The 25,492-nt window shown below is 66.3% G+C and carries 22 protein-coding genes; 9 read left to right on the top strand and 13 right to left on the bottom strand.

Going from position 1 to position 25,492, the window contains the following annotated elements; all coding sequences use genetic code 11:
* Positions 1–4 precede the first annotated feature (4 nt).
* From AC13D8_RS18420 to gloB, 3 genes are all read right to left on the bottom strand, one after another.
* A complete protein-coding gene (locus AC13D8_RS18420; protein ID WP_482970052.1) occupies positions 5–979 on the bottom strand; it encodes a M23 family metallopeptidase in 975 nt (324 codons plus the stop codon).
* Positions 976–3,312, bottom strand: coding sequence for an ATP-dependent Clp protease ATP-binding subunit ClpA (gene clpA, locus AC13D8_RS18415; protein ID WP_482970051.1), 2,337 nt, complete (start codon positions 3,310–3,312; stop codon positions 976–978). The genes AC13D8_RS18420 and clpA overlap by 4 nt, the downstream gene beginning before the upstream one ends.
* Positions 3,313–3,470: 158 nt before the next feature.
* Positions 3,471–4,238, bottom strand: a complete 768-nt coding sequence (gene gloB, locus AC13D8_RS18410; protein ID WP_482970050.1) for a hydroxyacylglutathione hydrolase — start codon at positions 4,236–4,238, stop codon at positions 3,471–3,473.
* Between the two features lie 62 nt (positions 4,239–4,300).
* On the opposite strand from gloB, the gene AC13D8_RS18405 reads away from it, so the two are divergent.
* Positions 4,301–5,041 (top strand): class I SAM-dependent methyltransferase, encoded by a 741-nt coding sequence (locus AC13D8_RS18405; RefSeq protein ID WP_482970049.1) that lies wholly within the window; start codon positions 4,301–4,303, stop codon positions 5,039–5,041.
* Between the two features lie 122 nt (positions 5,042–5,163).
* Here AC13D8_RS18405 and AC13D8_RS18400 read toward each other — a convergent pair whose 3' ends face one another.
* Positions 5,164–5,646, bottom strand: coding sequence for a thioesterase family protein (locus AC13D8_RS18400; RefSeq protein ID WP_482970048.1), 483 nt, complete (start codon positions 5,644–5,646; stop codon positions 5,164–5,166).
* A gap of 163 nt (positions 5,647–5,809) precedes the next feature.
* On the opposite strand from AC13D8_RS18400, the gene AC13D8_RS18395 reads away from it, so the two are divergent.
* Complete coding sequence (locus AC13D8_RS18395; protein ID WP_482970047.1) at positions 5,810–6,307, top strand: YHS domain-containing (seleno)protein; 498 nt, start codon at positions 5,810–5,812, stop codon at positions 6,305–6,307.
* Between the two features lie 9 nt (positions 6,308–6,316).
* Here AC13D8_RS18395 and htpX read toward each other — a convergent pair whose 3' ends face one another.
* On the bottom strand, positions 6,317–7,180 hold the full coding sequence (gene htpX / locus AC13D8_RS18390; RefSeq protein WP_482970046.1) for a zinc metalloprotease HtpX: 864 nt from the start codon (positions 7,178–7,180) through the stop codon (positions 6,317–6,319).
* Positions 7,181–7,334: 154 nt separating this feature from the next.
* On the opposite strand from htpX, the gene AC13D8_RS18385 reads away from it, so the two are divergent.
* The 3 genes from AC13D8_RS18385 (at position 7,335) to AC13D8_RS18375 (ending at position 10,814) form a co-directional block, all read left to right on the top strand.
* Positions 7,335–8,972 carry a choice-of-anchor L domain-containing protein gene (locus AC13D8_RS18385; protein WP_482970045.1) on the top strand — a complete coding sequence of 546 codons (1,638 nt, stop codon included), beginning with the start codon at positions 7,335–7,337 and terminating at the stop codon, positions 8,970–8,972.
* Between the two features lie 75 nt (positions 8,973–9,047).
* Complete coding sequence (locus AC13D8_RS18380; RefSeq protein ID WP_482970044.1) at positions 9,048–9,713, top strand: sulfotransferase family 2 domain-containing protein; 666 nt, start codon at positions 9,048–9,050, stop codon at positions 9,711–9,713.
* An 81-nt stretch (positions 9,714–9,794) separates the two neighbouring features.
* On the top strand, positions 9,795–10,814 hold the full coding sequence (locus AC13D8_RS18375; protein WP_482970043.1) for a type I glyceraldehyde-3-phosphate dehydrogenase: 1,020 nt from the start codon (positions 9,795–9,797) through the stop codon (positions 10,812–10,814).
* Here AC13D8_RS18375 and AC13D8_RS18370 read toward each other — a convergent pair.
* Entirely contained in the window at positions 10,811–12,169 is a 1,359-nt protein-coding gene (locus AC13D8_RS18370) for an SPOR domain-containing protein (RefSeq protein WP_482970042.1), read from the bottom strand. The genes AC13D8_RS18375 and AC13D8_RS18370 overlap by 4 nt on opposite strands.
* Positions 12,170–12,421: 252 nt before the next feature.
* Between AC13D8_RS18370 and AC13D8_RS18365 the strand changes: the two genes are divergently transcribed.
* Together AC13D8_RS18365 and prpE are read left to right on the top strand one after the other, a co-directional pair.
* Positions 12,422–14,701: an NADP-dependent malic enzyme gene (locus AC13D8_RS18365; protein WP_482970041.1), complete on the top strand. Its 2,280-nt coding sequence runs from the start codon at positions 12,422–12,424 to the stop codon at positions 14,699–14,701.
* A gap of 215 nt (positions 14,702–14,916) precedes the next feature.
* A complete protein-coding gene (gene prpE / locus AC13D8_RS18360; RefSeq protein WP_482970040.1) occupies positions 14,917–16,809 on the top strand; it encodes a propionate-CoA ligase PrpE in 1,893 nt (630 codons plus the stop codon).
* A 76-nt stretch (positions 16,810–16,885) separates the two neighbouring features.
* Here prpE and AC13D8_RS18355 read toward each other — a convergent pair whose 3' ends face one another.
* Positions 16,886–17,050: a hypothetical protein gene (locus AC13D8_RS18355; protein WP_164989192.1), complete on the bottom strand. Its 165-nt coding sequence runs from the start codon at positions 17,048–17,050 to the stop codon at positions 16,886–16,888.
* Positions 17,051–17,653: 603 nt separating this feature from the next.
* Positions 17,654–18,415, bottom strand: a complete 762-nt coding sequence (locus AC13D8_RS18350; RefSeq protein WP_482970039.1) for an NAD kinase — start codon at positions 18,413–18,415, stop codon at positions 17,654–17,656.
* Positions 18,416–18,575: 160 nt separating this feature from the next.
* Here AC13D8_RS18350 and glyA point away from each other — a divergent pair, with 160 nt between their 5' ends.
* The gene (gene glyA / locus AC13D8_RS18345; protein ID WP_482970038.1) at positions 18,576–19,883 is read left to right on the top strand and encodes a serine hydroxymethyltransferase; all 1,308 of its coding nucleotides are present in this window, start codon (positions 18,576–18,578) and stop codon (positions 19,881–19,883) included.
* Between the two features lie 29 nt (positions 19,884–19,912).
* Here the strand turns inward: glyA and AC13D8_RS18340 are convergent, their stop codons facing one another.
* From AC13D8_RS18340 to AC13D8_RS18325, 4 genes are read right to left on the bottom strand one after another with little or no spacing between them, the layout of a single operon-like run.
* A complete protein-coding gene (locus tag AC13D8_RS18340; protein WP_482970037.1) occupies positions 19,913–20,392 on the bottom strand; it encodes a DUF6505 family protein in 480 nt (159 codons plus the stop codon).
* On the bottom strand, positions 20,389–21,096 hold the full coding sequence (locus AC13D8_RS18335) for a biotin/lipoate--protein ligase family protein (protein ID WP_482970036.1): 708 nt from the start codon (positions 21,094–21,096) through the stop codon (positions 20,389–20,391). Before AC13D8_RS18335 ends, AC13D8_RS18340 begins: the two co-directional genes overlap by 4 nt.
* Positions 21,093–22,154, bottom strand: coding sequence for an Mrp/NBP35 family ATP-binding protein (locus AC13D8_RS18330; protein ID WP_482970035.1), 1,062 nt, complete (start codon positions 22,152–22,154; stop codon positions 21,093–21,095). Before AC13D8_RS18330 ends, AC13D8_RS18335 begins: the two co-directional genes overlap by 4 nt.
* A gap of 1 nt (position 22,155) precedes the next feature.
* A complete protein-coding gene (locus AC13D8_RS18325; RefSeq protein ID WP_129432469.1) occupies positions 22,156–22,350 on the bottom strand; it encodes a DUF6494 family protein in 195 nt (64 codons plus the stop codon).
* Positions 22,351–22,413: 63 nt separating this feature from the next.
* On the opposite strand from AC13D8_RS18325, the gene AC13D8_RS18320 reads away from it, so the two are divergent.
* Positions 22,414–23,181: a c-type cytochrome gene (locus AC13D8_RS18320; RefSeq protein WP_482970034.1), complete on the top strand. Its 768-nt coding sequence runs from the start codon at positions 22,414–22,416 to the stop codon at positions 23,179–23,181.
* Here the strand turns inward: AC13D8_RS18320 and AC13D8_RS18315 are convergent.
* Positions 23,175–25,160 carry a 4Fe-4S binding protein gene (locus tag AC13D8_RS18315; protein ID WP_482970033.1) on the bottom strand — a complete coding sequence of 662 codons (1,986 nt, stop codon included), beginning with the start codon at positions 25,158–25,160 and terminating at the stop codon, positions 23,175–23,177. The genes AC13D8_RS18320 and AC13D8_RS18315 overlap by 7 nt on opposite strands.
* Between the last annotated feature and the right edge of the window lie 332 nt (positions 25,161–25,492).

Raw genomic sequence — 25,492 nt, 5'->3', positions numbered from 1 at the left:
CGCCTCAGGGCGTCACGGTGATATCGGCGTGCCGCACGGCAAGCAGGGTGCCCCCGCGCATCAGGCGCACGTAGCCGCGATAGGCCCCGGCGGGCCATCCCGCCGCCGGTGCCTTGCGCCCGAAGGCACGAAAGAGCTGCACGCTGGGGTCGTCGAGCGTGAGCTCGTGGCGGAATATTTCACCCTCGGGTCCCTGGGCCGTCAGGCTTAGCCGATCTCCGGGCCGGGCGTAAAAGACGTGGCCATAGAGCACCAGCGGCTGGTCGGCTGTCGTTTCCTGCACGCGCGCCGCGCCGGATTGCACCGCGTCGAGGCCGGGCACGGCCGTCGAAAACCCGGCGGTAAAGAGACCGGCCCGCGCATAGCCGGGCGGGTCCTGCCACAAGCCGCCATCGGTTTCCTGGCCGCATTGGGTGATGTCGTCAGGGTGAAACGGATCGACAATTTCGCCGTCCCTGAGCACACCGAGATGAACATGCGGGGCGTTGGTCAGCCCGCTCAGTCCCACCTGGCCCAGAACATCGCCGGTCGCCACCCGCTCGCCCTGGCGGACGCTGACCGAGCCGCGCTTGAGATGGCAATAGAGCGTCTGCCACCCGTCCCCGTGATCGACGCGCACGGCATTGCCGCATTCACGTCCGGCGATGGCGGCGCGGGTCTCGGGCGTCACGGGCGTGTCGTCCATGCCGTCGCGGGTGGCAGCAACCATGCCGGGGGCGGCGGCCAGAACATTCACTCCCGCCGCCATCGCCTCGAATGACGGGAGCATGAAATCGGTGCCGCGATGGTCGTCGCGGCTCTTGAGGCCGCAGGCGTGATCGCGATGGCCTGGGCCGGGGTCGGTATCGACGTAGTCCTCGATCACGCAGGTGCGGCCATAGTCGCAGTCGAGCGGCAGCGACAGCCGGGGTGGCTCGGCGACGGCGGGGCGCGCGGCGCAAAGCGCCAGCGCGAGGACCGCCGCCGCCCGCCGTCTCATTCGGCGGTGAGCAACGGCGGTTTCTTTTTGCCCGAGAGGCGGCGGGCGGCAGGGCCCTCAACGTCGAGCGCGATCTTGCCGTCTCGCACGCCCACGCGGACTGTGCCGCCCTTGGCGAGCCTGCCGAAGAGCAGCTCCTCGGCGAGCGGTTTCTTGATGTGCTCCTGGATCACGCGGCCGAGCGGGCGGGCGCCCATGCGGTCGTCATAGCCTTTGTCGGCGAGCCATTTCGCGGCCTCGTCGGTCAGTTCTATGGTCACGTCGCGATCCATGAGCTGTGCCTCGAGCTGGAGGACGAACTTCTCGACCACCTTGAGGATGACGTCGGAGGGCAGCGCGCCAAAGGAGATCACCGCGTCGAGCCTGTTGCGGAACTCGGGCGTGAAGGTACGCTCAATCGCCGCCGTATCCTCGCCCTCGCGCCGGTCGCGGCCGAAGCCGACAGCAGATTTCGCCTGCTCGGTGGCCCCGGCATTGGAGGTCATGATGAGGACGACGTTACGGAAATCGACGCTGCGCCCATTGTGATCGGTGAGCGTGCCGTGGTCCATGACCTGAAGCAGGATGTTGAACACGTCCGGGTGTGCCTTCTCGATCTCGTCGAGCAGGAGCACGCAATGCGGGTGCTGATCGACCCCGTCGGTCAGCAGGCCGCCCTGGTCAAAACCCACGTAGCCCGGCGGCGCGCCGATGAGGCGCGATACGGCGTGTTTCTCCATGTATTCGGACATATCAAACCGCAGAAGCTCAACCCCGAGCGTATCGGCGAGCTGCTTGGCCACCTCGGTCTTGCCCACGCCCGTGGGGCCGGCGAAGAGGTAGTTGCCGATGGGTTTTTCCGGCTCGCGCAGTCCGGCGCGCGCCAGCTTGATCGCCGAGGAGAGCGCCTCGATGGCGTTGTCTTGCCCGAACACCACGCGCTTGAGCGTGCCTTCGAGGTCCTTGAGCACCTCGGCGTCGTTCTTGGAGACGTTCTTGGGCGGGATGCGCGCGATCTTGGCCACCACGTTCTCGATCTCCTTGACGCCGATCGACTTGCGCCGCTTGGAGGCCGCCACGAGGTGCTGTGCCGCCCCGGCCTCGTCGATCACGTCGATGGCCTTGTCGGGCAGCTTGCGGTCGTTGATGTAGCGTGAGGACAAGTCGACCGCGGTGCGGATCGCCTCTTGTGTGTATTTGACCGAGTGGTGATCTTCGAAATAGGGCTTGAGCCCGGTGAGGATCTTGATCGTGTCCTCGACCGTCGGTTCGCTCACGTCGATTTTCTGGAAGCGGCGGGCGAGCGCGCGGTCTTTCTCGAAATGCTGGCGGAACTCCTTGTAGGTGGTGGAGCCCATGCAGCGCAGCTTGCCGCCCTGTAGCGCGGGCTTGAGCAGGTTGGAGGCGTCCATCGCGCCGCCCGAGGTGGCGCCCGCGCCGATCACGGTGTGGATCTCGTCGATGAACAGAACCGCGTCGGGGTGCTTCTCCAACTCGGTCACCACGGCCTTGAGCCGTTCCTCGAAATCGCCGCGGTAGCGGGTTCCCGCCAGAAGCGCGCCCATGTCGAGCGCATAGATGGTGGTGCCCGAAAGCACCTTGGGCGTGTTGCCGCTGACGATCTTGTGGGCGAGCCCCTCGGCGATGGCAGTCTTGCCGACGCCGGGATCGCCCACGAGGATCGGGTTGTTCTTGCGCCGCCGGCACAGCACCTGGATGCAGCGTTCGACCTCCGAGTCACGGCCGATGAGCGGATCGACATCGCCGCGCCGCGACTTCTCGTTTAGATCGACGCAGTATTTGGCCAGCGCCGAATCGCCCGGCTCGACGGCGTCGGTCTCGACGTGCTTCTCGGCGCCCTCGTCATCGACATCTGTCGCGCCCGTGATCGGGCGCGATTCGCCGAAGGCGGGGTTCTTGGCCACGCCGTGGGCGATGAAGTTGACCGCGTCGTAGCGGGTCATGTCCTGCTCCTGCAGGAAATAGGCGGCGTTCGATTCGCGCTCGGCAAAGATGGCGACGAGCACGTTGGCGCCGGTCACCTCGGTGCGCCCGGAGCTCTGGACATGGATCGCCGCGCGCTGGATCACGCGCTGGAAGGCGGCGGTCGGCACCGCCTCGGACCCGTCGATATCGGTCACGAGGTTGGCGAGATCATCGTCGATGAAATCGACCAGCGTGGTGCGCAGTTCCTCGGTATCGACGCTGCACGCCTTGAGCACGCGGGCGGCGTCGGGTTCGTCCACGAGGGCGAGCAGCAGGTGCTCGAGCGTCGCGAATTCGTGCCGCCGCGCATTGGCGAGCGCGAGCGCGGCGTGGATTGCCTGTTCAAGTGTGGTCGAGAATGAAGGCACGGTCGTGCTCCTTCTGATCTAGCCCGCCGGGTACGTCGCCCGACAAGTCTGGCCTCGGTATGTTAAAGTTTGGTCGATGATGGCCCGGCTTCAAGGAGTTTTTTGTCAAACGACCTCACTTTTCGTCATCTTCTGGCGGAATGTTCGTAACATGCGCGTCAAAACCTGTCCTTTCGGCTGCGGATTTCGGCGAACACCTCGATATCGGTTGCCTCCGCCATGCCAAGATGCGCGCGGATCGCGGGGTCGTGGGCGCGCAGGAACGGGTTGGTTTCCAGTTCCTCGGCGAGCGATGCGGGCACGGTGGGTTGCCCGGCGGCACGGGTCCGAGTGATCTCGTCGGTGCGTGCGGCGAGGCGCGGGTTGTCGGGATCAACGGTGCGCGCGAAAGCGGCGTTAGTCTTGGTATACTCATGGCCCGAATAGATCAAGGTTTCGGGCGGCAGCGCCGCGAGCTTGGCAAGGCTCGCGTGCATCTGCGCCGGCGTGCCCTCGAACACCCGCCCGCAGCCGAGTGCCATCAGACTGTCGGCGGTGAAGACGGCGCCGCTGTCGGGGAAGTGAAAGGCAATGTGTCCCACCGTGTGGCCCGACACGTCGATCACACGGCCCGTCTCGGACCCGATCGTCACCTCGTCGCCCTCCGACACCGCGATGTCGAGCGGCGGCAACCGGTGGGCATCCGCTGCCGCGCCGATCACCCGGGCGGGGGCCTGCGCGAGCACTTCTTCCAGCCCCTCGACATGGTCGCCGTGGTGGTGGGTAATGAGTACATCCGATAGCTGCCACCCCTGTCGCGCAAGCGCATCGAGGATCGGCGCGGCCTCGGGGACGTCAATGACGGCGGTGGCCCCGGTCGCGGAGTCGTGCGCGAGATAGGCGTAATTGTCCGTGCGGCAGGGGATGGTGAGGATTTGCAGGCTCATGCTATGTTCCCCGCTGTCATGAGATGGTAGCGTCAGAGTGACGGATCAAGGGCGGCACTGCAATGCATCTCGACGTGCAGGACCTGCGAAATTTCTACTACCGCAACCCGCTGGGGCACGCGGTTCAGAAGGTCTTGCGCGCGCGGATCGCCGAGTTCTGGCACGAGGCGCACGGCAAGAGCATCGCGGGCTTCGGTTTCGCGGTGCCGTTCCTGCGGCCCTACCTCGCCGATGCGCGGCGGGTGATGGCGCTGATGCCGGCGCCGCAGGGCGTGATCGGCTGGCCGCAAGGCATGCCCAATGTCTCGGTGCTGTGCGAAGAGACGTTCTGGCCGGTGGAGACGGGTCACGTCGATAGGCTCCTCGTGGTACATGGGCTGGAGACCTCGGAGCAGCCCGGCGCGCTGCTCGACGAATGCTTGCGCGTGCTGGGCCCCGGTGGATCCGCGCTGTTCATCGTACCGAACCGGGCCGGACTGTGGTCGCGCTCGGACCGCACGCCCTTCGGCTTCGGGCGCCCCTACACCCAGACGCAGCTCGAAACGCAGCTCAAGTCTCATGGGTTCCTGCCCGAGAGACACGCCACCACGCTCTTCCAGCCGCCCTCGGACCGGCCTTTCTGGCGGCGCACGGCGGGCATGTGGGAGCGCATGGGCGCGCGCATCTCGGTGCTGGCGGCGGGCGGCGTGCTGATGGTCGAGGCCACCAAGCGCGTGCAGGCCCCGAGCGGGCCGGGCCTGCGCGAGAAAGTGCGGCACCCGCTCGGTGTGCTGGCTCCGAAACCGGAGGCGAAGCCGGTGTGAAGGGGGAGGCCGGGTGGTGTTGGGCCTTGCGGGGACGTTCCGGGCATCTCCCCGCGCGGGCGCTCGCGCGGCTCATCGCTTTGCGTCCCAGGGTCCGCGACAGGCCAACCCCGACCGCGCCCTCAGCCCTTGCGGCGGATGCCGATGCGGCTGCCCACCCCCTCGGGTCGGGGCAGGGCGGCGTGGGCCTGCGCCATCTCGGCCACCCGGGCGGCGATGTCCTCGGGCATGGGGGCCACGCGAGGGCCGGACATGTCCACGTGCAGGGTCAGGCTCTCGCCGGTGGCCGCGCACCAACCCTCCTCGTGGAACAGTTCCTGGAAGAAATGGAACCGCTTCTCGTCATGGTCGAGAAGGTAAAAGCTGCTGCGGACCCGGTCGCCGAGCTTGACCTCGCGCAGGTAGCGGATGTGGAACTCGGCAGTGTAGGTGGTGAGGCCCCGCGCCGCCACGTAATCGGGGCCGAATCCCATCCCGGCAAACGCCTCGTCGGCGCAGCGATCCATGACCACGGTGTAATAACCCATGTTCATATGGCCGTTATAGTCGATCCAGTCCTCTTCGATCGTGTGAAAGCTGGACATGAAGGGCGTGGCATCAGGCATGGATCGAACCTTTTGAATAAGCGGCGCGCGTGCGTTCTAGGAGGTTTCGTGGCATGATTGCAATGGTGCCTGCGTGCGCGCTGACACACGACCCGCGATTTTGTGATTTGGATGTCGGCGGTTCGCCCCCAGATCACGGGCAGATGCAAGCGAGGAGGTTAACATGGTGAACAAGTTTGGACGGCGGGTTTTCATCTCGGTGGGCGTGGCGGGGCTTGTGGCGATTGCGGCGGTCGCGGGACAGAAGTACCTCGGCGGTTTCGAGGAACTGGCCACGGCCCCGGTCTATGCGCCCGATGGCGTGGCGATCCGTGGCACCGATCCGGTGGCCTATTTTACCGAAGGGCGCGCCGTGCCCGGCACACCCGAGCACGCGCTGGAATGGAACGGTGCGACCTGGCATTTCGCCAGCGCCGAGACTCGTGATCGCTTTGCCGACGATCCCAGGGCTTACGCCCCGCAATATGGCGGGTTTTGCGCATGGGCGGTAGCGGAGAAGGGCAAGCTCTACTCCACGCAGCCCGACAACTGGGCGATCGTGGATGGCAAGCTCTACCTCAACTACAACGACGATATCCAGGCGCGCTGGCAACAGGACATTCCCCGCTTCATCGCCGAGGGCGATGAACGCTGGCCTGAGATACTGAAGGCGGGATCGTAAACCCCCGACTCAGACCCAGGGGCCGCGCCGACGCGCCTGCCCCGCCATCTCGCGCAGCGCGGCGATACGGTTTTCGGGCGCGGGATGGGTGGAAAAGAGCTTGTCGCGCGCATGGGTGTGCAGCGGGTTGACGATGAACATGTGCGCGGTGGCGGGGTTACGTTCGGCCGCCTCGTTATCGATCCGTGCCACCAGCCCCGAAATTTTTCCCAGCGCCGAGGCGAGCCAGAGCGGATTGCCGCAGATCTCCGCGCCCACCCGGTCGGCCTCGTATTCGCGACCTCGGCTGATCGCCATCTGTACCAGCGCCGCGCCGAGCGGCGCGAGGATCATCAGCGCCAGCGTGCCGATCAGGCCAAGCGGGTTGTTGCGGCTACCGCCGAAAAACAACGCGAAATTGGCCAGCATCGAGATCGCACCGGCAAAGGTCGCGGTGATCGTCATGATGGTGGTGTCGTGGTTGCGGATATGGGCCAGCTCATGGGCCATCACGGCGGCGATCTCTTCGCGCGAAAGATGCTGCAGCAGGCCCGTGGTGGCGGCCACTGCGGCGTTTTCGGGATTGCGCCCGGTGGCAAAGGCGTTAGGCTGATCGTTGTCGATCAGGTAGACTGCGGGGGGCGGCATGCCCGCGCGGTCGGCCATCTCTCTTACCATGTTCGCCAACGCCGCCCCCTCGGGGCCGTCGGCGGGACGCGCGCCGTGCATCCGCAGCACCATCCTGTCGGAATTCCACCAAGTATACGCGTTCATCGCCACCGCGATCACGAGCGCGATGAGCGCGCCGCCCATGCCGCCCAAGAGCGCGCCGAGACCGAGGAAAAGCGCGGTCATCGCTGCCATCAGCACTGCGGTGCGCAGGTATCCGGTCATCCAAGCCTCCTTTGATCATCGCGAATATGGGGGCGGGAGGCTGGGGTGCAAGCGGGCCCGGCGCAGGGGCCGCGCGAATTTTATGCATTTTTCAGGCTGCCGTTAAGCGGGTCTTGACCGGCGGCGGAGAGGGTCGTGCGAAAGGGAGAAACGCATGGCCATCACATCCGAACTGCCTATCGACATAGATGCCTCTGCGATGGACATGGCCAACGCCATGTTCGGTGCCGGCATCAGCGTGCTCGACGCCAGCTATCAGGGGGCGGAGCACGCCTCTGGAATCTACTCACAGGGCGACAGCGTGGCACCGGGCGTCATCCCGGCCGACAGTGGCGTGATCCTGTCCACGGGCCGCGCCACCGACATCACCAATTCCTCGGGCGATGCCAACATCTCCTCCGGCACCTCGACGAGCAATTTCACCTCGGGCGACGCGGACCTGAGCGCGATCTCGGGGCAATCCACCTTCGACGCCGCGATCTTCGAGGCCGAGTTCGTCCCCGACGGCAGCACCCTGACCATGCAGGTGGTATTTTCCTCCGAGGAATACCTCGAATACGTCAATTCCAGCTTTAACGACGCGGTCGGGATCTGGGTCAACGGCGAGGCAGCGCAGCTCGCGGTGGGCAGCGGCGACATCACGATCAATAACATCAACGATGAGAGCAACTCCAACCTCTACATCGACAATCCCGCAAGTGGCGAGGTCTACAACACCGAGATGGATGGGCTGACCGTCACCCTCACGCTCAAGGCCCCGGTAATGCCGGGCGTGTCCAACACGATCCGCATCGGCATCGCCGATGGCGGCGATGACGCCTTCGACAGCAACTTGCTCATCGCCGGTCATTCGGTGCAGACCGCGCTGGTGGCGGGCGATGACGAGATCGAGGCGCACCTCGGGCAGGAGGTGGAGGCCGACCTTCTCGGCAATGACGAGAGCGCGGCGGGCGGCACCCTGACCATAACCGCCATCAACAACCAGCCAGTTGGCGTGGGCGACACGGTGGTGCTGGCCACGGGCGAGGCGATTACGCTCACACCCACCGGCATGATCCTCGCCGCCAGCGCCGAGACCCCGGGCGAGAGTACCTTTTCCTACGAGGTGAGCGACGAGGCGGGCAACACCGATATCGGATTCGTGACACTGACCACCACGCCTTGCTTTGTCGCGGGCACGCTGATCGAAACGCCGAGCGGCGCGGTCCCGGTCGAGGCACTGCGCCCCGGTGACATGGTGATGACCCGCGATCACGGGGCGCAGCCGCTGGGCTGGTTGGGGATCAGCACGCGGCGGGCTGAAGGACCGGATGCGCCCGTGCGTATCGCGGCGGGCGCGTTGGGGGATCACGCGGCACTGGACCTGTCGCCAAATCACCGGGTGATGATCACGAGCCTGACCGCGGACTTGCTCTTCGCCGAGCGCGAGGTGCTGGTGCGGGCGCTTGACCTCGCCGGCCAGGCGGGGATCGCGCGGTGTGAGGACGCGCGCGCGCTGCGCTACGTGCACCTGCTCTTCGACCGGCACGAGATCGTGTGCGGAAACGGGCTGTGGAGCGAGAGCTATCACCCCGGCCCCGAGACGATGAACGGCTTCGATGTAGAAGCCGAGGTCGAGCTGCGCCGCCTGTTTCCCGAGCTGTACGAGGGGATGGGGCCCGCGCGCTATGGTCCCGCCGCGCGGCGGGCGCTGCGCCGCTTCGAGGCAGGGCTGCTTGTCGCGACCCTCCCGCCCGGCGGCAGGGTTGTGCAGGGTGCTTTGGCAGGCGTCCGAGAGCGGGCGATGCGGTAGCGCGCCTGCCCGCCCCCGGGGGTGCGGCGCGTAAGACCCGTTCCCTGCCGCCCCGTCCCGGCCTAGAGTGGCGGGATGATCCTCTCGCGCGACCGTGGCTATATTTTCGTTCACATTCCCAAGACCGGGGGCACCTCGCTCGCGCAGGCGCTGGAGGCGCGGGCAACCGCCACCGACATCCTGATCGGCGACACGCCCAAGGCGCGGCGGCGGCGCGGGCGGGTGGCGCGCCTGCGTGGTCAGGCTCGGGGACGGCTGTGGAAGCATTCCACGCTCGCCGATATCGACGGATTGCTGACGCCCGCAGAGATCGCCGCCATGTTCACTGTCACCCTGGTGCGCAACCCGTGGGACCGGATGGTGAGCTATTACAACTGGGCGCGCGCGCAGAGCTTCGATCATCCGGCTGTGCGGCTGGCGCGCGCGCGCAATTTCGCCGGGTTCGTCGCCGCGCCCGAGACCCGCGCCGCCTGGGCCGCGCAGCCCGCACGCCATTACATGACCGCCTCTGATGGCCAGGAACACGCGCGCCTCTGCATACGGCTTGAGGCGTTCGAAGCCGATGCCGGGCCGCTCTGGCAGCATCTCGGATTTCGTCTCGACCTGCCGCGGCTCAACCCCTCGGCGCGCGGCGATTACCGGGGGTATTACAGCGACCGCACCGCCGCGATCGTGGCCGACATCGCCGCCGAGGATATCGCGCGGTTCGACTATTGCTTCGATCCGCATGGGTCGATTTGATCAAATCGTGTTTCACCTCTGGCCAAGCCGCGCGCCCTGCGACAATGTCAGCCGCACTGACCTTCGTCCCGGGAGATCGCCATGACCCAACCGCCCCTGCGTATCGCCATCAATGGGTTCGGGCGCATCGGTCGCACGATCCTGCGCATCCTGATGCGCGAGCGCCGCGATTTCGAACTGGTTTGCATCAACGAGATCGAGCCGATCGAGACCTGTGCCTATCTCTTCCAGTATGACAGCGTGTTCGGCCCCTGGCCTGGCACGGTGACGCGGGAGGATGCGGCGACATTGGTGGTCGACGGGTGTGCGATCCCGTTCCACGCGGCGCGCGACCTGAGCGAACTCGACCTCTCGGGCGTCGATCTGGTGCTCGACTGCACCGGCATGGCCGGTGCGCGCGCCGTGGCCGAGCGGGGGCTGGCGGCGGGCGCGCGCATGGTGCTGGTCTCGGGGCCTTCGGATGAGGCCGATATCACCGTGGTCATGGGGGCCAACGAGGAGGCGCTGGCCGGGCAGCGGATCGTGTCGAACGCATCGTGCACCACCAACGCGCTCGCGCCGCTGGCGCGGCTTCTGGACGAGGCGTATGGCATCGTCAGCGGGCAGATGACCACGGTGCATTGCTATACCGGCAGCCAGCCCACGGTGGACAAGCCGCGCGGCGCGCCCGAGCGCAGTCGCGCCGCCGCGCTGTCGATGGTGCCCACCACCACGAGCGCGCAGCACCTGACTGGGCAGGTTCTGCCCGGCCTCGCGGGACGTATCGAGGCGCGGGCGATCCGGGTGCCGACGGCGTCAGTCTCGGCCATCGACCTGACGGTTCAGACCCGCGCTCCGGTGACGGTAGAGGGGGTGGCCGCGATGCTGCGCGCCGCCGCCGCGCGCCATCACTGGCTGGGCTGGACCGAGGCGCCGCTGGTGTCGTCGGACCTGCGCGGGCGACCGGAGAGCCTGATTGTCAGCGGCCCGCAGATATCGGTCTCGGCGGGCGGGCTGTTGCGAGTGTTCGGCTGGTATGACAACGAGTGGGGCTTTTCCGCCCGGATGCTCGACATGGCGCTGCTCATGGGGCGGCGCGCGGCGCGCCCGCCCGCAGTCTAGCGCAGCCGCACGTTCTCAAAGCCCATGCCGCGCAGCCGCGCCGCGCCTGCGCGGGCATCCGCCTTTGAGCCGAACGGCCCGGCGAGCACGAGGGTTAGCTTGCGCCCGTCGCGTCGAAGCGTGCCGCGTCGGGCGGGCATCCCGGCCTCGGCGATGCGGCGCGCGGCGGTAAGGCCCTGCGCTGCATCGGCAAAGAGCCCCGCCTGCGCGTAATGCGCGGTTTGGCGCGGCTTTTGCGGGGCGGGCGTTGGCTTTGGTTCCGGCACGGCAGCGGTGGTGGCCGGGGCCGAGCGCGTCGAGACCGAGGCGAGAGGTGCGCTGGCCTGTGCGCGCTGACGCGCCTCGCGCACAGTGACGGGATCGGGCACGTAGCTGCCGCGCGTGGCCACGGTCACCCCGGCGGCGCGCTGCTCGTCGAAGCTGGTATAGGGCGGCTGAAGCCCCGGAAAGTTGTGGATCACGTCGGCCCCGGTGCTCCGGTCGATGAGGCGGCGCGGCACGGTGTTCGTCCACATCAGTTCCATCCGCGCCTTGCCCTCGAAGGTCTGGTGCGCGCGGCGCGGGTTGAGTCGGTCGTCTTCCCAAGCCGGTTTCATGCCGTCGGGCACGCTGATACCGGCGAGGCTGGTCTGCTGGCTGGCGTAGACGCGGGCCGGCGCGACGCGGGTGCCGGGCGGCACGCTCTCGGGCGTGGCGATTGTGCCCGGCGGTGGGGTGACGGCAGTGCTGCCGCCTCGTGCATAGGTGATGTAGTGCGCTTGTTGCGGGCCGCAGCGCACGGGCGAGCCGTTGTGCTGGACGGTATAGGCCGCCGACACGCCGCTGAGCCCGGCGCAGGCGGTTTGTCCGGGGTCGGGGGGCGTGATCTTGCGTGCGGGCCGTCCTGCGGGTTTGGCCTCGGGTTTCGGCGCGGCTTGCGACGCGGTCTTGGTGGTGGTGATGACAGTGACGCGCTCCGGCGCCCGGGGGGCGGGCCGGGCACTGGCTGTGCGGGGTGCGGTGGCGGGCTTTGCCGGGGGCTTCGCGCTACGTGGCGCGGGTGTCGGCTTAGGCGCAGCCGCCGTTCGTTGTGTCTTTTGAGCGGGTTCCTCGTCTGCCTTGGCCTTGGCGAGCGAGGGGCTAAAACCGCAAAGCGGCTGGCGCGAGCGAGTGAGGCGCGGCACCCACGTCTCGGCCGCGCCGACACCCGCCCGGACGAAGACGCAGCCCGCGCTGTCGACATACTGTGTGCTGCTGTAGGAATCGGGCGGGAATTCGGCCGGAACGGGCAGGTTACGAAGGGATTGCGCCTCGCCCGGCCCTGCGGTCAGCGCAACAGCCATGCAGGACAGATACAGAAAGCGACGAACCGACATGCGACCCCCCTAGATCAATACCCGGAAACGTGCCTTATTTTCACCGCTTAGTAAACAGGTATTGGCTCATCTAGTGGCGTGCGCGTCACTTACCGCAGATGCTGGGGGTCGGTCCCGGTGCCGAAGCCCAGGGTTTGGGCCGTCCGGTCCTCAGGCAGGGGGTTTGCGGGTCGGGTGAGTCGTGCTAAGACCAAAATGGTTTAACGTTAAACGATCGTTGCGTTATGCTGATCGGAGACCGGGAGGAGACCCATGACCGATAGCCCCAAGGACATCCTGCGCGCGGCGGCGCTTGAATATCACGAGTTCCCCAAGCCCGGGAAGCTGGAGATACGCGCCACCAAGCCGATGGCCAATGGCCGCGACCTAGCGCGCGCCTACAGCCCCGGCGTGGCCGAGGCGTGCATCGAGATCAAGGCCGACCCGCAGACCGCGCGGCGCTACACCGCGCGCGGCAACTTGGTGGCAGTGGTCACGAACGGCAGCGCGGTGCTGGGCCTGGGCAATATCGGCGCACTTGCCTCCAAGCCGGTGATGGAGGGCAAGGCAGTGCTCTTCAAGAAGTTCGCCAATATCGACTGTTTCGACATCGAGGTGAACGAGCCCGATCCTGAGCGGCTGGCCGAGATTGTCTGCGCGTTGGAGCCCACCTTCGGTGCGGTCAATCTCGAGGATATCAAGGCGCCCGACTGTTTCATCGTCGAGCGCATCTGTCGTGAGCGGATGAACATTCCGGTGTTTCACGACGACCAGCATGGCACCGCCATCGTTGTGGGCGCGGCGGCGACCAATGCGCTTCATGTAGCGGGCAAGCGGTTCGAGGATATCAAGGTGGTCTCGGCCGGCGGTGGAGCGGCGGGCATCGCCTGTCTAAACATGCTGCTGAAGCTGGGGGTGAAACGCGAGAACGTGTGGCTGTGCGACATTCATGGGCTGGTGCACGAGGGCCGCGAGGTAGACATGAACCCCGAGAAAGCCGCCTTTGCGCAGGCCTCGGACCCGCGCAGCCTGGGCGACGTGATCGCGGGCGCGGACCTGTTCCTAGGGCTGTCGGGGCCCAACGTGCTGACGCCCGAGATGGTGCGCGAGATGGCGGCACGCCCGATCGTCTTCGCGCTGGCCAACCCCGACCCCGAGATCATGCCCGATAAGGCGCGCGCGGCGGTGCCGGACGCGATCATCGCAACGGGGCGCTCGGATTTTCCCAACCAGGTCAACAATGTGCTGTGTTTCCCGTTCATCTTCCGCGGGGCGCTGGATGCGGGTGCGACCGAAATTAACGACGCCATGCAGGTGGCCTGCGTGCAAGGGATCGCCGATCTTGCGCGCGCCAGCACCAGCGCAGAAGCGGCGGCGGCCTACCGCGGCGAGGCGATGACTTTCGGCCCCGATTACCTGATCCCCAAGCCGTTCGACCCGCGCCTGTCGGGGATCGTGTCGTCATCGGTGGCGCGCGCGGCAATGGAGACCGGTGTCGCCACGCGACCCATCGCCGACCTGGAACAATATAAGGCCGATCTCGATGCCAGCGTGTTCAAGTCGGCGCTGCTGATGCGTCCGGTCTTCGAGGCTGCGCGAACCGCGGCGCGCCGTCTCGTCTTTGCCGAGGGCGAGGACGAGCGCGTGCTGCGCGCCGCGCAGGCGGTCTTGGAAGAGACGCCGGAACAGCCGATCCTGATCGGGCGGCCCGAGGTGATCGCTCGGCGCTGCGAGCGGGCGGGGCTGGCGATCCGACCAGAGCGCGATTTCAACGTGGTCAACCCCGAGAACGACCCGCGCTACCGCGACTACTGGGAGACCTATCACGCGATCATGGCGCGGCGCGGAGTGACGCCCGACATCGCGCGCGCGGTGATGCGCACCAACACCACCGCCATCGGCGCGGTGATGGTGCAGCGTGGCGAGGCCGACAGCCTGATCTGTGGCACATTCGGCGAGTTTCGCTGGCATCTCAACTACGTGTCCCAAGTGCTGGCTGATGGCGAGCATCACCCACACGGCGCGCTCAGCCTGATGATCCTCGAGGATGGGCCGCTCTTTATCGCCGATACCCATGTCTATTCGCTGCCGACGCCAGAGAACCTCGCCGAGATCGCCATCGGGGCCGCACGCCACGTACGCCGCTTCGGGATCACGCCCAAGGTGGCGTTCTGCTCGCAGTCGCAGTTTGGCAACCAGTCCGAGGGTTCGGGCAAGCGGTTGCGCGCGGCGATCGAGTTGCTCGACGCCGCGCCGCGTGACTTTGCCTACGAGGGCGAGATGAACGTGGATGCCGCGCTCGATCCGGAACTGCGCGACCGGCTCTTGCCCGGCAATCGGCTGGAGGGGGTGGCAAACGTGCTGATCTTTGGCCATGCCGACGCGGCCTCGGGGGTGCGAAACATCCTCAAGGCCAAGGCTGGCGGGCTGGAGGTGGGGCCGATCCTGATGGGCATGGGAAACCGCGCGCATGTGGTGACGCCGGGGATCACGGCGCGGGGTCTTCTGAACATGGCCGCGATCGCCGGAACACCGGTGGCGCATTACGGATAGAATCGCCGGTTAGCAGGGGTTTTAAGAAAAATTTGCAAAGTTTCCGGACTGGGAGACTAGAAAACCCTCCTTACCGATAGTTTGCAAAAATTTGCAGGCTATCTGGGGGAGTTTCTGCAAATATTTCGCGGCCTTCTGCCGCGCCGCCGCGCTCGGCGCTTGCCGCAGGCCCACGCGATCCGTAACACCGATGCAAAGGATCGGAGGAGGATACGATGGGATACAAGGAGATTTACGCGCGTTCGCTGGCTGACCCCGAGGGATTTTGGCTCGAACAGGCCGAGGCGATCGACTGGGCGCGCAAGCCGTCGAAGGCGCTCTTTGCCGAGAACGCCCCGCTCTATGAATGGTTCAGTGACGGGCTGGTGAATACCTGCTGGAATGCGGTGGATCGCCATGTCGAGGCCGGGCGCGGCGCGCAGGCGGCGATCATCCATGACAGTCCCGTGACCGGCATCAAGCAAAAGATCAGCTATGCGCAACTGCGCTCGCGGGTGGCGCGGCTGGCAGGTGCCTTGCGTGCGCGCGGCGTGGAAAAGGGCGATCGCGTTATCATCTACATGCCGATGGTGCCCGAGGCGCTGGAGGCGATGCTGGCCTGCGCGCGGATCGGCGCGGTACATTCGGTGGTGTTCGGCGGGTTTGCCGCGCACGAGCTTGCAGTGCGGATTGACGATTGCGCACCCAAGGCGATCATCGCCGCCTCCTGCGGAATCGAGCCGGGCCGGGTGGTGCAGTATAAGCCACTACTGGATGGCGCCATCCAGCAGGCGCGCCACAAGCCCGAGTTTTGCGTGATCTTTCAGCGCGAGGAGGAGGTTGCCCATCTCGAACCGGGGCGCGATCTGGACTGGCACGCCTTTCAATATGGGGTCGAGCCCGCCGAGTGCTTGCCCGTCGAGGGCAACCACCCTGCCTATATCCTTTATACCTCTGGCACCACCGGACAGCCAAAGGGCGTGGTGCGCCACACTGGTGGGCACCTCGTGGCGCTCAACTGGACGATGAAGAACATCTATGACGTGAACCCTGGCGAGGTGTTCTGGGCGGCGTCGGATGTGGGCTGGGTCGTGGGGCACAGCTATATCTGTTACGGGCCGCTCATTCACGGCAACACCACCGTCGTGTTCGAGGGCAAGCCGGTGGGCACGCCCGATGCGGGCACCTTCTGGCGGGTGATCTCCGAGCACAACGTAAAGAGCTTTTTCACGGCGCCGACGGCGTTCCGTGCGATCAAGCGCGACGACCCGGAGGCAAAAGAGCTGGCGAAATACGACATTTCCTGCCTGCGCGCGCTTTATCTCGCGGGCGAGCGCGCTGACCCCGACACGATCAACTGGGCCGCCGACAAGATGAGCGTGCCGGTTTATGACCACTGGTGGCAGACCGAGACGGGCTGGACCATCGCCGGCAACCCGGCAGGGTGCGAGCCGATGCCCGTCAAGATCGGCTCGCCCACCGTGGCGATGCCGGGTTATGACGTGCAGATCCTCGACGAGGGCGGGCACGAGGTGCCGCCGGGCACGCTGGGCGCTATCGCGATCAAGCTGCCGCTGCCGCCGGGCACGCTGCCAACGCTGTGGAATGCCGAAGACCGCTATCGCAAATCCTACCTCGACCATTTCCCCGGCTATTACGAGACCGGCGACGCGGGCATGAAGGACGAGGACGGCTATCTGTGGATCATGGCGCGCACCGACGATGTGATTAACGTGGCCGGGCATCGCCTGTCCACCGGCGCGATGGAGGAGGTTCTGGCCAGCCATCCGGACGTGGCCGAATGCGCCGTGATCGGGGCGAGTGACGCGCTCAAGGGGCAGGCGCCGGTGGGATTCCTGTGCCTGACCAAGGGCGTCAACCGTGGTCATGACGAGATCGTGCGCGAATGCGTCGGCCTCGTTCGCGACCAGATTGGGCCGGTGGCGGCGTTCAAGCTCGCTGTGGTGGTGGACCGCCTGCCCAAGACCCGCTCGGGCAAGATCTTGCGTGCGATCATGGTACGTATCGCCGACGGGCAGGAGTACAAGATGCCCGCCACGATCGACGATCCGGCGATCCTCGACGAGATCAAGAGTGCCCTGCAAAGTATTGGCCTGGCAAAAGATTGACGAAATTCCCCCGCGCGGGCGGACCCGCGCGGGGGATCGGCTTGCCCGGTGCGCCGGGCAGGAGAAGAGCCGTGCCTCAGGACGAGCGCGCGGTCAGGATCGTTACCGTCACGGGGTTGGGGATGAGACTGGTTACCGAGGCCGGATCGGGGTTGTTTCCATCCCGCTCCGGATACAAGACGATTCCCGCGACGATCAGGCTTCCAAGCAGAAGTATCCTGATGGCATTCATTACCCGCATGACCGTGCCTCCCTTCCCTGACATGGCACACCTGCGTAGTGCAGGCCAAGCGAGGGTGCGCAAGTCGGGGTAGGACAAGCAATAGCGTGCCGATGATATCCGATAACAAGGAGGGGTGCGGGCGCTTGTCAGGGGAGCTGTCTCCACATGAGGAGACACATCGTGTGCCTTCATATCCATGCATTTTTTGCTTGTCTGGCCTGTGCCATACCCGATCCGTCATCCGACGGTTACATGCCGCAGCCACCCGGTGCCCATCGCTTTTTCACCGATCAGGTGGTGAGTGATGTTTCTGCCGGCGAGGCGCGGGGCGCGGGGCGCGGGCGCCACGCGGCATTTGCGGCTCACCGGGACGGTGAGCACGGAAAATCGTCGCCGATTCATTCAGGCGTGGGCCGATCTGGATGTGCCTTTCACGGATTTCGCGGCATCGGGGCGCTGTTGCGCGGCGGGCCGCGCCCCGAGACGGTTAAGAGCCTGGTTGCGATGACCTATGGGCGCAGCCACGATGCAGACCTGTCATTTTAATGGCTGGGCCTTTATTGATCATCTTTGTGCAAGCCTGTGAATTTTTCTGTGGATAACATGGCCACTTTGGTCACTTCAGGTAAACTGCTCGCGCAGCAGCCGTTCCTCCAGCCCGTGGCCGGGATCGAACAGGATGCGGTGGCGGATATCGGTGCGTGAGCGGATTTCTACCCAGTTCACGCTTTCCACCCAGCGGCTGTCGGCATCCGCCATGACCGGGCGCTTGTCCGGGTCGATCACGTCGAAGCGGACGCAGGCTGTCTTGGGCAAGAGCGCGCCGCGCCAGCGTCGGGGACGGAACGCGGCCACCGCGGTGAGTGCCAGAACGTCCGAGCCGATGGGCAGGATCGGCCCGTGGGCGGAATAGTTGTACGCGGTGGAGCCGGCGGGCGTGGCCACCAGCGCGCCGTCGCAGATCAACTCCTCCAGCCGCAACCGCCCGTCGATGGAGATGCGCAGCTTGGCCGCCTGTGGTCCGGCGCGCAGGAGCGATACCTCGTTGATGGCCAGCGCCTCGTGCACTGTGCCGTCATTGGCCTCGGCGCGCATGGCCAATGGGTTAATGATCTCTTCCTCGGCACTGGCGAGCCGCTCGGGCAGGTCGGTTTCGGTATAGTCGTTCATCAGAAAGCCAACGGTGCCACGATTCATTCCGTAGACCGGCGTGTCGAGCGCCTGCGTGCGGTGCATGGTGTGCAGCATGAACCCGTCCCCGCCCAGCGCCACGATCACGTCGGCCTGCGCTTCGGGTGCATCGCCGAAGCGTGCGACAAGGGCGGCGCGTGCGGTTTGGGCGCTGGGCACGTCGCTGGCGACAAAGGCGATCTTGCAGCGCATCTGGACTCCTCGTGGCTTTGGAGCGCGGATCGAAGCACAATTCGCGCCCCAAGGCCAGCCATGCCGGTGTGGCGGGCGGATGTGTCGCTTTGCGATCTTTCCTTGGGGGCACCTTTCGGCTACGTGATCGCGAAAGTTATCTTCTGGCGGAGGACAGCACATGCCCCATGACGGAATCCGGCCCTTGGCCGATAGCGGCTTCTTCACCGAGGCGCTGGCCTCGCGCGATCCCGAAATTTCCCGCGCGATTGAGCAGGAGCTCGGTCGCCAGCGCGACGAGATCGAGCTCATTGCTTCCGAGAACATCGTCTCGGCGGCGGTGATGGAAGCGCAGGGCTCGGTGATGACCAACAAGTATGCCGAGGGCTATCCGGGGCGGCGCTATTACGGCGGCTGCCAGTTCGTGGACATCGCCGAGAACCTCGCCATCGAGCGGGCCTGCCAACTCTTTGGCTGCGGCTTTGCCAACGTGCAGCCGAATTCCGGCAGCCAGGCCAACCAGGGTGTATTCACCGCGCTCCTGAAGCCGGGCGATACCATCCTCGGCATGAGCCTCGATGCGGGCGGGCACCTGACGCATGGCGCGGCGCCCAACCAGTCGGGCAAGTGGTTCAACGCCATCCAGTACGGCGTGCGCAAGCAGGACAACCTGATCGACTACGACCAGGTACAGGCGCTGGCCACCGAGCATCAGCCCAAGCTCATCATCGCTGGCGGCTCGGCCATCCCGCGCCAGATCGACTTCGCGAAGATGCGCGAGATTGCCGACAGCGTCGGCGCGTATCTTCACGTCGACATGGCGCATTTCGCCGGAATCGTGGCGGCGGGCGAGCATCCCAGCCCGTTCCCGCATGCGCATGTGGCGACCACGACGACGCACAAGACGCTGCGCGGCCCGCGCGGGGGCATGATCCTGACGGATGACGAGGCGCTGGCCAAGAAGTTCAACTCGGCCATCTTCCCCGGTATCCAGGGCGGACCCCTGATGCATGTGATCGCCGCCAAGGCAGTGGCCTTCGGCGAGGCCCTGCGCCCGGAATTCAAGAGCTATATCAATGCCGTTGTGGCCAATGCTCAGGCGCTGTCGGACCAGCTCATCAAGGGCGGGCTGGATACTGTGACGCATGGCACCGACACCCACGTGGTGCTGGTGGACCTGCGGCCCAAGGGCGTGAAGGGCAACGCCACCGAGAAGGCGCTGGGCCGCGCGCATATCACCTGCAACAAGAACGGCGTGCCGTTCGACCCGGAAAAGCCGACTGTGACGAGCGGCATCCGCCTCGGCAGCCCGGCGGGCACGACGCGCGGCTTCGGCGAGGCGGAATTCCGTCAGATCGCCGACTGGATCATCGAGGTGGTCGATGGCCTCGCCGCGAATGGCGAGGACGGCAACGGCGCGGTGGAGGAAAAGGTCAAGGCTGAGGTCGAGGCGCTCTGCGCGCGCTTCCCGATCTACCCGAACCTGTGATTGTTAAGAGGCGCACCTTCGGGCGCGCCTCATTCGTCGAGCGAGCCGTGCACCGCCACGAGATCGAGTTCGGCCCCTTGCGGCGCGATGGTGCTAAAGCTTTCGTGCACCCCGGCCTCTGACAGCTCGCGCATCACGGTGAGCAGCGTGTTGGGCGCGTGCTCGTCGCACAGGTCGGCCATCTGAGCGATCTCGTCCCGTGCCACGGGCAGGGCGGCCTGTATATCGGGCGCGCCGTAGACATCGACGAAGTGCTGCGCCAGCGCTCGTGTCACGACCTCGGCCTCGTCCAGCTCGATCTGCGTGACGGCGACGAAGGTGGCGCGGCCGAAGGTCTCGACCCCGAGCCAGCCATTGGCGAAGGCCTGCCGCGCCTTGCCGACCAGATCGCCCTCGCCCCAGTTAGAGAATTCGAAGCCGCCGGAAATGCACCATTCGCCGGTGCGTGCTGGGCTGTGATAGACGCGCAGGTCGCTCTCGTCGAAATGGATTGCGCGGGCGAGTTTCATTGTGTGACCTCCAGCAGCGAGGTGAGGGGGATCAGATGGGTGATGTCACCCTCGCGCATGAGCATACCGAAATCCTCGTCCACACCAACCCACATGCCGGTTAGGCCACCAAGCGTGACCGCCTCGCCCATGCCCCAGGCGAGGCCGCGCCATTCGGCGTGAAGAGGGCGCGGGCCCTCGTCCTCCCAGCGGGTAATCCAGACAAGCGTGTGTCGCGCCCAGGCCTCGAGCAGCATGAGAGGGTCAAGTTCGGCGCAACCTTCTTCGAGCAGGGCGGTCTCGTCCGGGGTTTCGCCGGGGTGGTCCGTGCCGGGGGTAATCGGCACGTCCAGCCCCACCACGAGCCAGCCGGGCAGGGCGGCCGGGTCGGTACCTCCTGCCGCCACGCGCAGCCGCCCGCAGCGCGCGCCGTTGACCCGGATGCCTCCCGGCCATTCGAGATGCACCGCCACCTCTGGCGGGGCCAGCGCGCCGAGCGCGTTCTGAAAGCCGATGCCGCAGGCGGGCAGCATCGCCATCGCCTGCGCCAGCGGCACCTCGGGGGCCATCACGAGCGCCGCTGCCAGTTGCCTGTCGGTCACGTTGTGCACGATGAGCCCGGCGTCGCAGCCCAGCGCGGCCATCGCGCGGGCCTTGTCGAAGGGTGATATCGCGCCGGTGACGGCGAGCCCCGACATCAGCGGCGGAAAGGAGGGTGCGCTCATGCCACGCCCATGCTGACGAGATCGCGTGCCACGTTCCGAAACGCCTGAGCCTGCGGGCTGTCGGGCTTGGTCACCACGATGGGTGCGCCGCCATCCGAGGCCACCCGGATATCGAGATGCAGCGGCACCTCGGCCAGCAGCGGCACGCCCATCTTCTCGGCCTCGGCCTTGACGCCGCCATGGCCGAAGATGTGCTCCTCATGTCCGCAATTGGAGCAGATATGCGTGCTCATGTTCTCGATCAGCCCCAGCACCGGCACCTTGAGCTGGGTGAACATGTCGATTCCCTTGCGCGCGTCCAGAAGCGCCACGTCCTGCGGGGTGGAGACGATGATCGCGCCGTCCACCTCGGTCTTTTGTGCCAGCGTCATCGACACGTCGCCGGTGCCCGGCGGTAGGTCGACTATCAGGCAGTCGAGCGCACCCCATTGCACCTGCATCAGCATCTGTTGCAATGCGCCCATCAGCATCGGGCCGCGCCACACGACGGCCTGATCCTCGTTCACCATCAGGCCGATAGACATCATGGTGACGCCGTGATTGCGCAGCGGCAGGATGATCTTGCCATCCGGGCTGGCGGGACGACCCGAGACGCCCAGCATCCGTGGTTGCGAGGGTCCGTAGACATCGGCATCCAGCAGGCCCACACGTCGGCCCTCGGCGGCCAGTGCGCAGGCGATATTGGCCGCGACGGTGGATTTACCGACGCCCCCCTTTCCCGACGCGATGGCGATGATGTGATCGACACCGGGTACGCGCTGCGGTCCCTTGGGCTCCGCCTTTTTTGTGGGCTTGAGGTCGGGTGGCTCCTTGGCCGAATGGGCGGTCAGAACCGCCGAAACACTGCCCGCACCTGCCGATTTCGCCGCCTGTTCGGCGGCGTCGCGCACGGGACCATAGGTCTCGGCCTTGGCCGGGTCGATCTCGAGGACGAAACGCACCTCCTCGCCCTCGACATTGAGCGCGCGCACCACGCCCGCCGCCACGATATCCGACCCGCTCACGGGATCGGTGATTTGCTTCAGCGCCTCGAGGACGCTCTCGCGTGTTGCTGCCACCTCAGTTCTGCCCCTTGATCTTTCCGGTTACCACGTGCTCGACATCGAGCCCATCGACGGTCAGCACCACCTTGGCCTCGAATTCCTGGCCCGCGGTTGCGCCCTTGGCGCGCAGGCCCTCTTCGATGGCCTGCTGCGAGGTGACGCCCACCTGCTTGAGAAACTTGCGCATCGACATGTTGAAGTCGTCACTCATCGCGGTCTCCTGTCTTCTGATCCTCCGCTTGACGCGGATATAGTCTTGTTTCTACGGTCCGGTATGGTTCGTCTCGCCCCGATATTCGCGTGCCTTTGCGGCGCGCTGGCGCTGGTGATGGCGGTCGGCTTGCCATTGGCGGCGCAGGCCGACGACAAGCGGTTCAGTCTTGCCGCGCCCGCGTCGCTGGTGGAAAGCGGGCTGCTCGATTACCTGTTGCCGCGTTTCTCGTTGAAGACTGGCGTTCGGATCGAGGTTGTGCCTGGCAAGGCCGCAGCCGAGGCGACGCTCGGCACGCAAGAGGGGCGCGCGGTGTTCACGGGCTCGGGGGAGACATGGCGGCTGCGCATCAGGGACGATCATCCGGGAGCGGTGCGCTTCGTGGATTGGCTGACCTCGGAGATCGGGCGGCGAACCGTCACGAGCTACGAGGTGGCGGGCACGGCGCCCTTCGCGCCGCCCGAGGCCGACGCGATGGAGGAGGAGGCTCCAAGCTTCGACGGCGACGCCGCGTTGGGGCGACGCGTTGCGCAAGCCAAGTGCGGGCGCTGCCACGTGGTTGATCCCAACCGGCGCGGCGGCATCGGCTCGACCCCGTCCTTTCCGGTGCTGCGCACGCTGAGCGACTGGGACGCCCGGTTCCAGACGTTCTACGCCCTCAACCCGCATCCCGCCTTCACGCAGGTGCCCGGCGTGACCGAGGGCTTTGCCAAGCACCTGCCGCCGGCCATCGTGCCCGTCGAGGTGAGCCTGGGCGAGATCGAGGCGATCCTTGCCTATGTGGCGGGCATCGCTCCCGCCGATCTGGGGGCGCCGATCCAATTTCAGTGATCCTTGCGGTTCGGCGTCTGAACCTTGCGGTTCGACAGGTAATCCTCGGTGGTGCGCGGGCGCCGGCGCTCGCCCGACGAGAACGGGCTGTCTGCCGCACCGAACTGTGCGTTGATGCGGCAATTCTCGCACATCTGGATCGTGCGCGCGGCGTCGGGTGTGCCGAACATGGAATGCTTGCCCGCCAGCTTCTCGGTGATCTTTTCAATGGTCGATTTCGAGCCGAAGAGCGCACCGCATTCGATGCAGGCAAACGGCTCTTCCTCGTTGAGCACCACCTGCCCGAGCGCGGCCTCGGTCACGTTCATGCGCGGCTCCAGCGTGATCGCCTTTTCCGGGCAGATCGTGGCACAGATGCCGCATTGCAGGCAGGCATCCTCTTGAAAGCGCAGTTGCGGCAGATCCTCGTTGTCCAGCAGCGCGCCCGAGGGACAGAGCGACACGCACGAGAGGCACAGCGTGCAGGCGTCCTGGTTGACGAGAACTGCGCCATAGGGTGCGCCCTCGGGCAGGGGCAGGCTCTCGGCCCCGGGGTTGAGCGCGCGGGCGGCCAGCCGGGCCACCTGCCGACGGCTGCCCATCGGCAAGACCGGCTCGGCGAGCGGCGCGGGAGCCTCGGTATTGTAGAGCGCGTCGCAGAGCATGTCGGGGTCGGCGAGGTCCAGAAGGCGTATCGGGTGGCCGCCCGCCATCGCCTGCGCAAGCGGCAGCTCGGCGTCGGGCGCGTCGCGCTCGGTGCTGGGCGACAGCAGCACCGAGACCTCGGCAAAGCCCGAGGCGAGCGCGGCGAGAATCTCGGCATGGCCGAAGCTTGCGAGCGCGCTCATTTCCAGCGGGATCACGTCGGCGGGCAGGCCGCGCCCATGGCGTGCGGCGAGGCGGATCATCTCCGCGCCAAAGTCTGCGTCATGCACCAGCAGCCGTGGCGCTTCGCCGCCCGCGCGGCGATAGGCCGACGCCAGCGTCTGGATGCGGCGTAGGATCATGTCGGGCGGCGGTGCGTCATAGGTGATCGCGCCCGATGGGCAGCGCGCGGCGCAGGCCCCGCAGCCCGCGCAGACCATCGGATCAACGCTGACATGCTCTCCCGCAGGTGTGATCGCGCCGGTGGGGCAGATGTCGAGGCACTTGGTACAACCGGTCTGCTCGGCGCGGGAATGCGCGCAGAGAAGCGGCTCGACCGTCACGTAGAGTGGCTTCTCGAAGGTGCCGGTAAGCTGCGAGGCGGCGAGGATCGCGTCGGCCACCGCTGGCAGGCTGCCGGGATCGGCGCGCAGGTAGCCCTCACGCTTTTCCGGGGCGGGAAACAGTGGGGTGCCGCCGGTGAGGTCTATGATGACGTCGCAGGTCGTCTCTGCCCCGCTGCGCGGCGCAGTCCATTCCAGCGCGCCGCGCCCGCCGGGATTGACCTGGCGCAACGCGTCGAGCCGGAGGTGGAAGCCGCCGAGCGCACCCTGTGCCGTCGTGATGCGCGCGCTGATCGTATCGAAATCGCGATTGTCGGGCGGGGCGCTGTCGTCTGTCAAAAGGACCGTGACCGCCAGCATCGGCGCGAGCCGCTCGGCGGCTGACAGTGCCACCGCGGCCTCACCGATGACTAGGCACAGCCCCTCGGAGGTGACGTCCACGCTCTTGTCGGGGCGCGCGGGCAGGGTGGCCTCGGCCACGAGCGCGGACATTTTGGGCAGCGTCGAGGCCTGATCGTCGGTCCACCCGGCGCGGTCACGCAGGTCGAGGCAGGGGGGAGGCTCGACGCCCAGATCGGCGGCAATCTCGTCGAAGACTCGGCGCTCCTGCGTGCAGCAGATGATCGGTTCGTCGCCGTCCGCGGCGGCGATGGCCTTGGTGGCGGACCCTGTTTCGGCGGTGCACAGCGCACTATGCATCCGAGAGCACACAAGCCCGGAAGTCCGCGAAAGCGCCGCGGCGTCGATCTCCTGAGAGCCGGAGCAGTCGCATAATATCAAGCGTTTGGGCATGTTTCCCCCGGGTGTTTCGGTTTCGGGAAAGGCGCGTTTGGCGCGGATCAGGCAGAAGCTTAGACATGATTCGAGGTCGCCGTAAACAGCCATTCGAATCACACTGCACGATCGTGAGCGGCTAATTTCACGGGTTCGTAAGCCTGATTGATTCCATTTGTTTTCAGCATCTTGCCATGCGGCGGCGCAGCATTTTGACACCGATCCGGTCAATCTGTCCAATCCGGCACGGTTACCGTGGCGGTGTGGTTCAAAATGTCCGGGATCGTGCCGCGGTAGACCGTTGCGCACAGAAAATGCTTTGCGTGGTCAAAAAACTGCACCAATCTTGG

The sequence above is a fragment of the Roseovarius sp. B-10 genome (genome assembly GCF_056859295.1).
The sequence above is the reverse complement of the archived record's forward strand: the minus strand, read 5'-3'. Positions and strand labels throughout refer to the sequence as shown.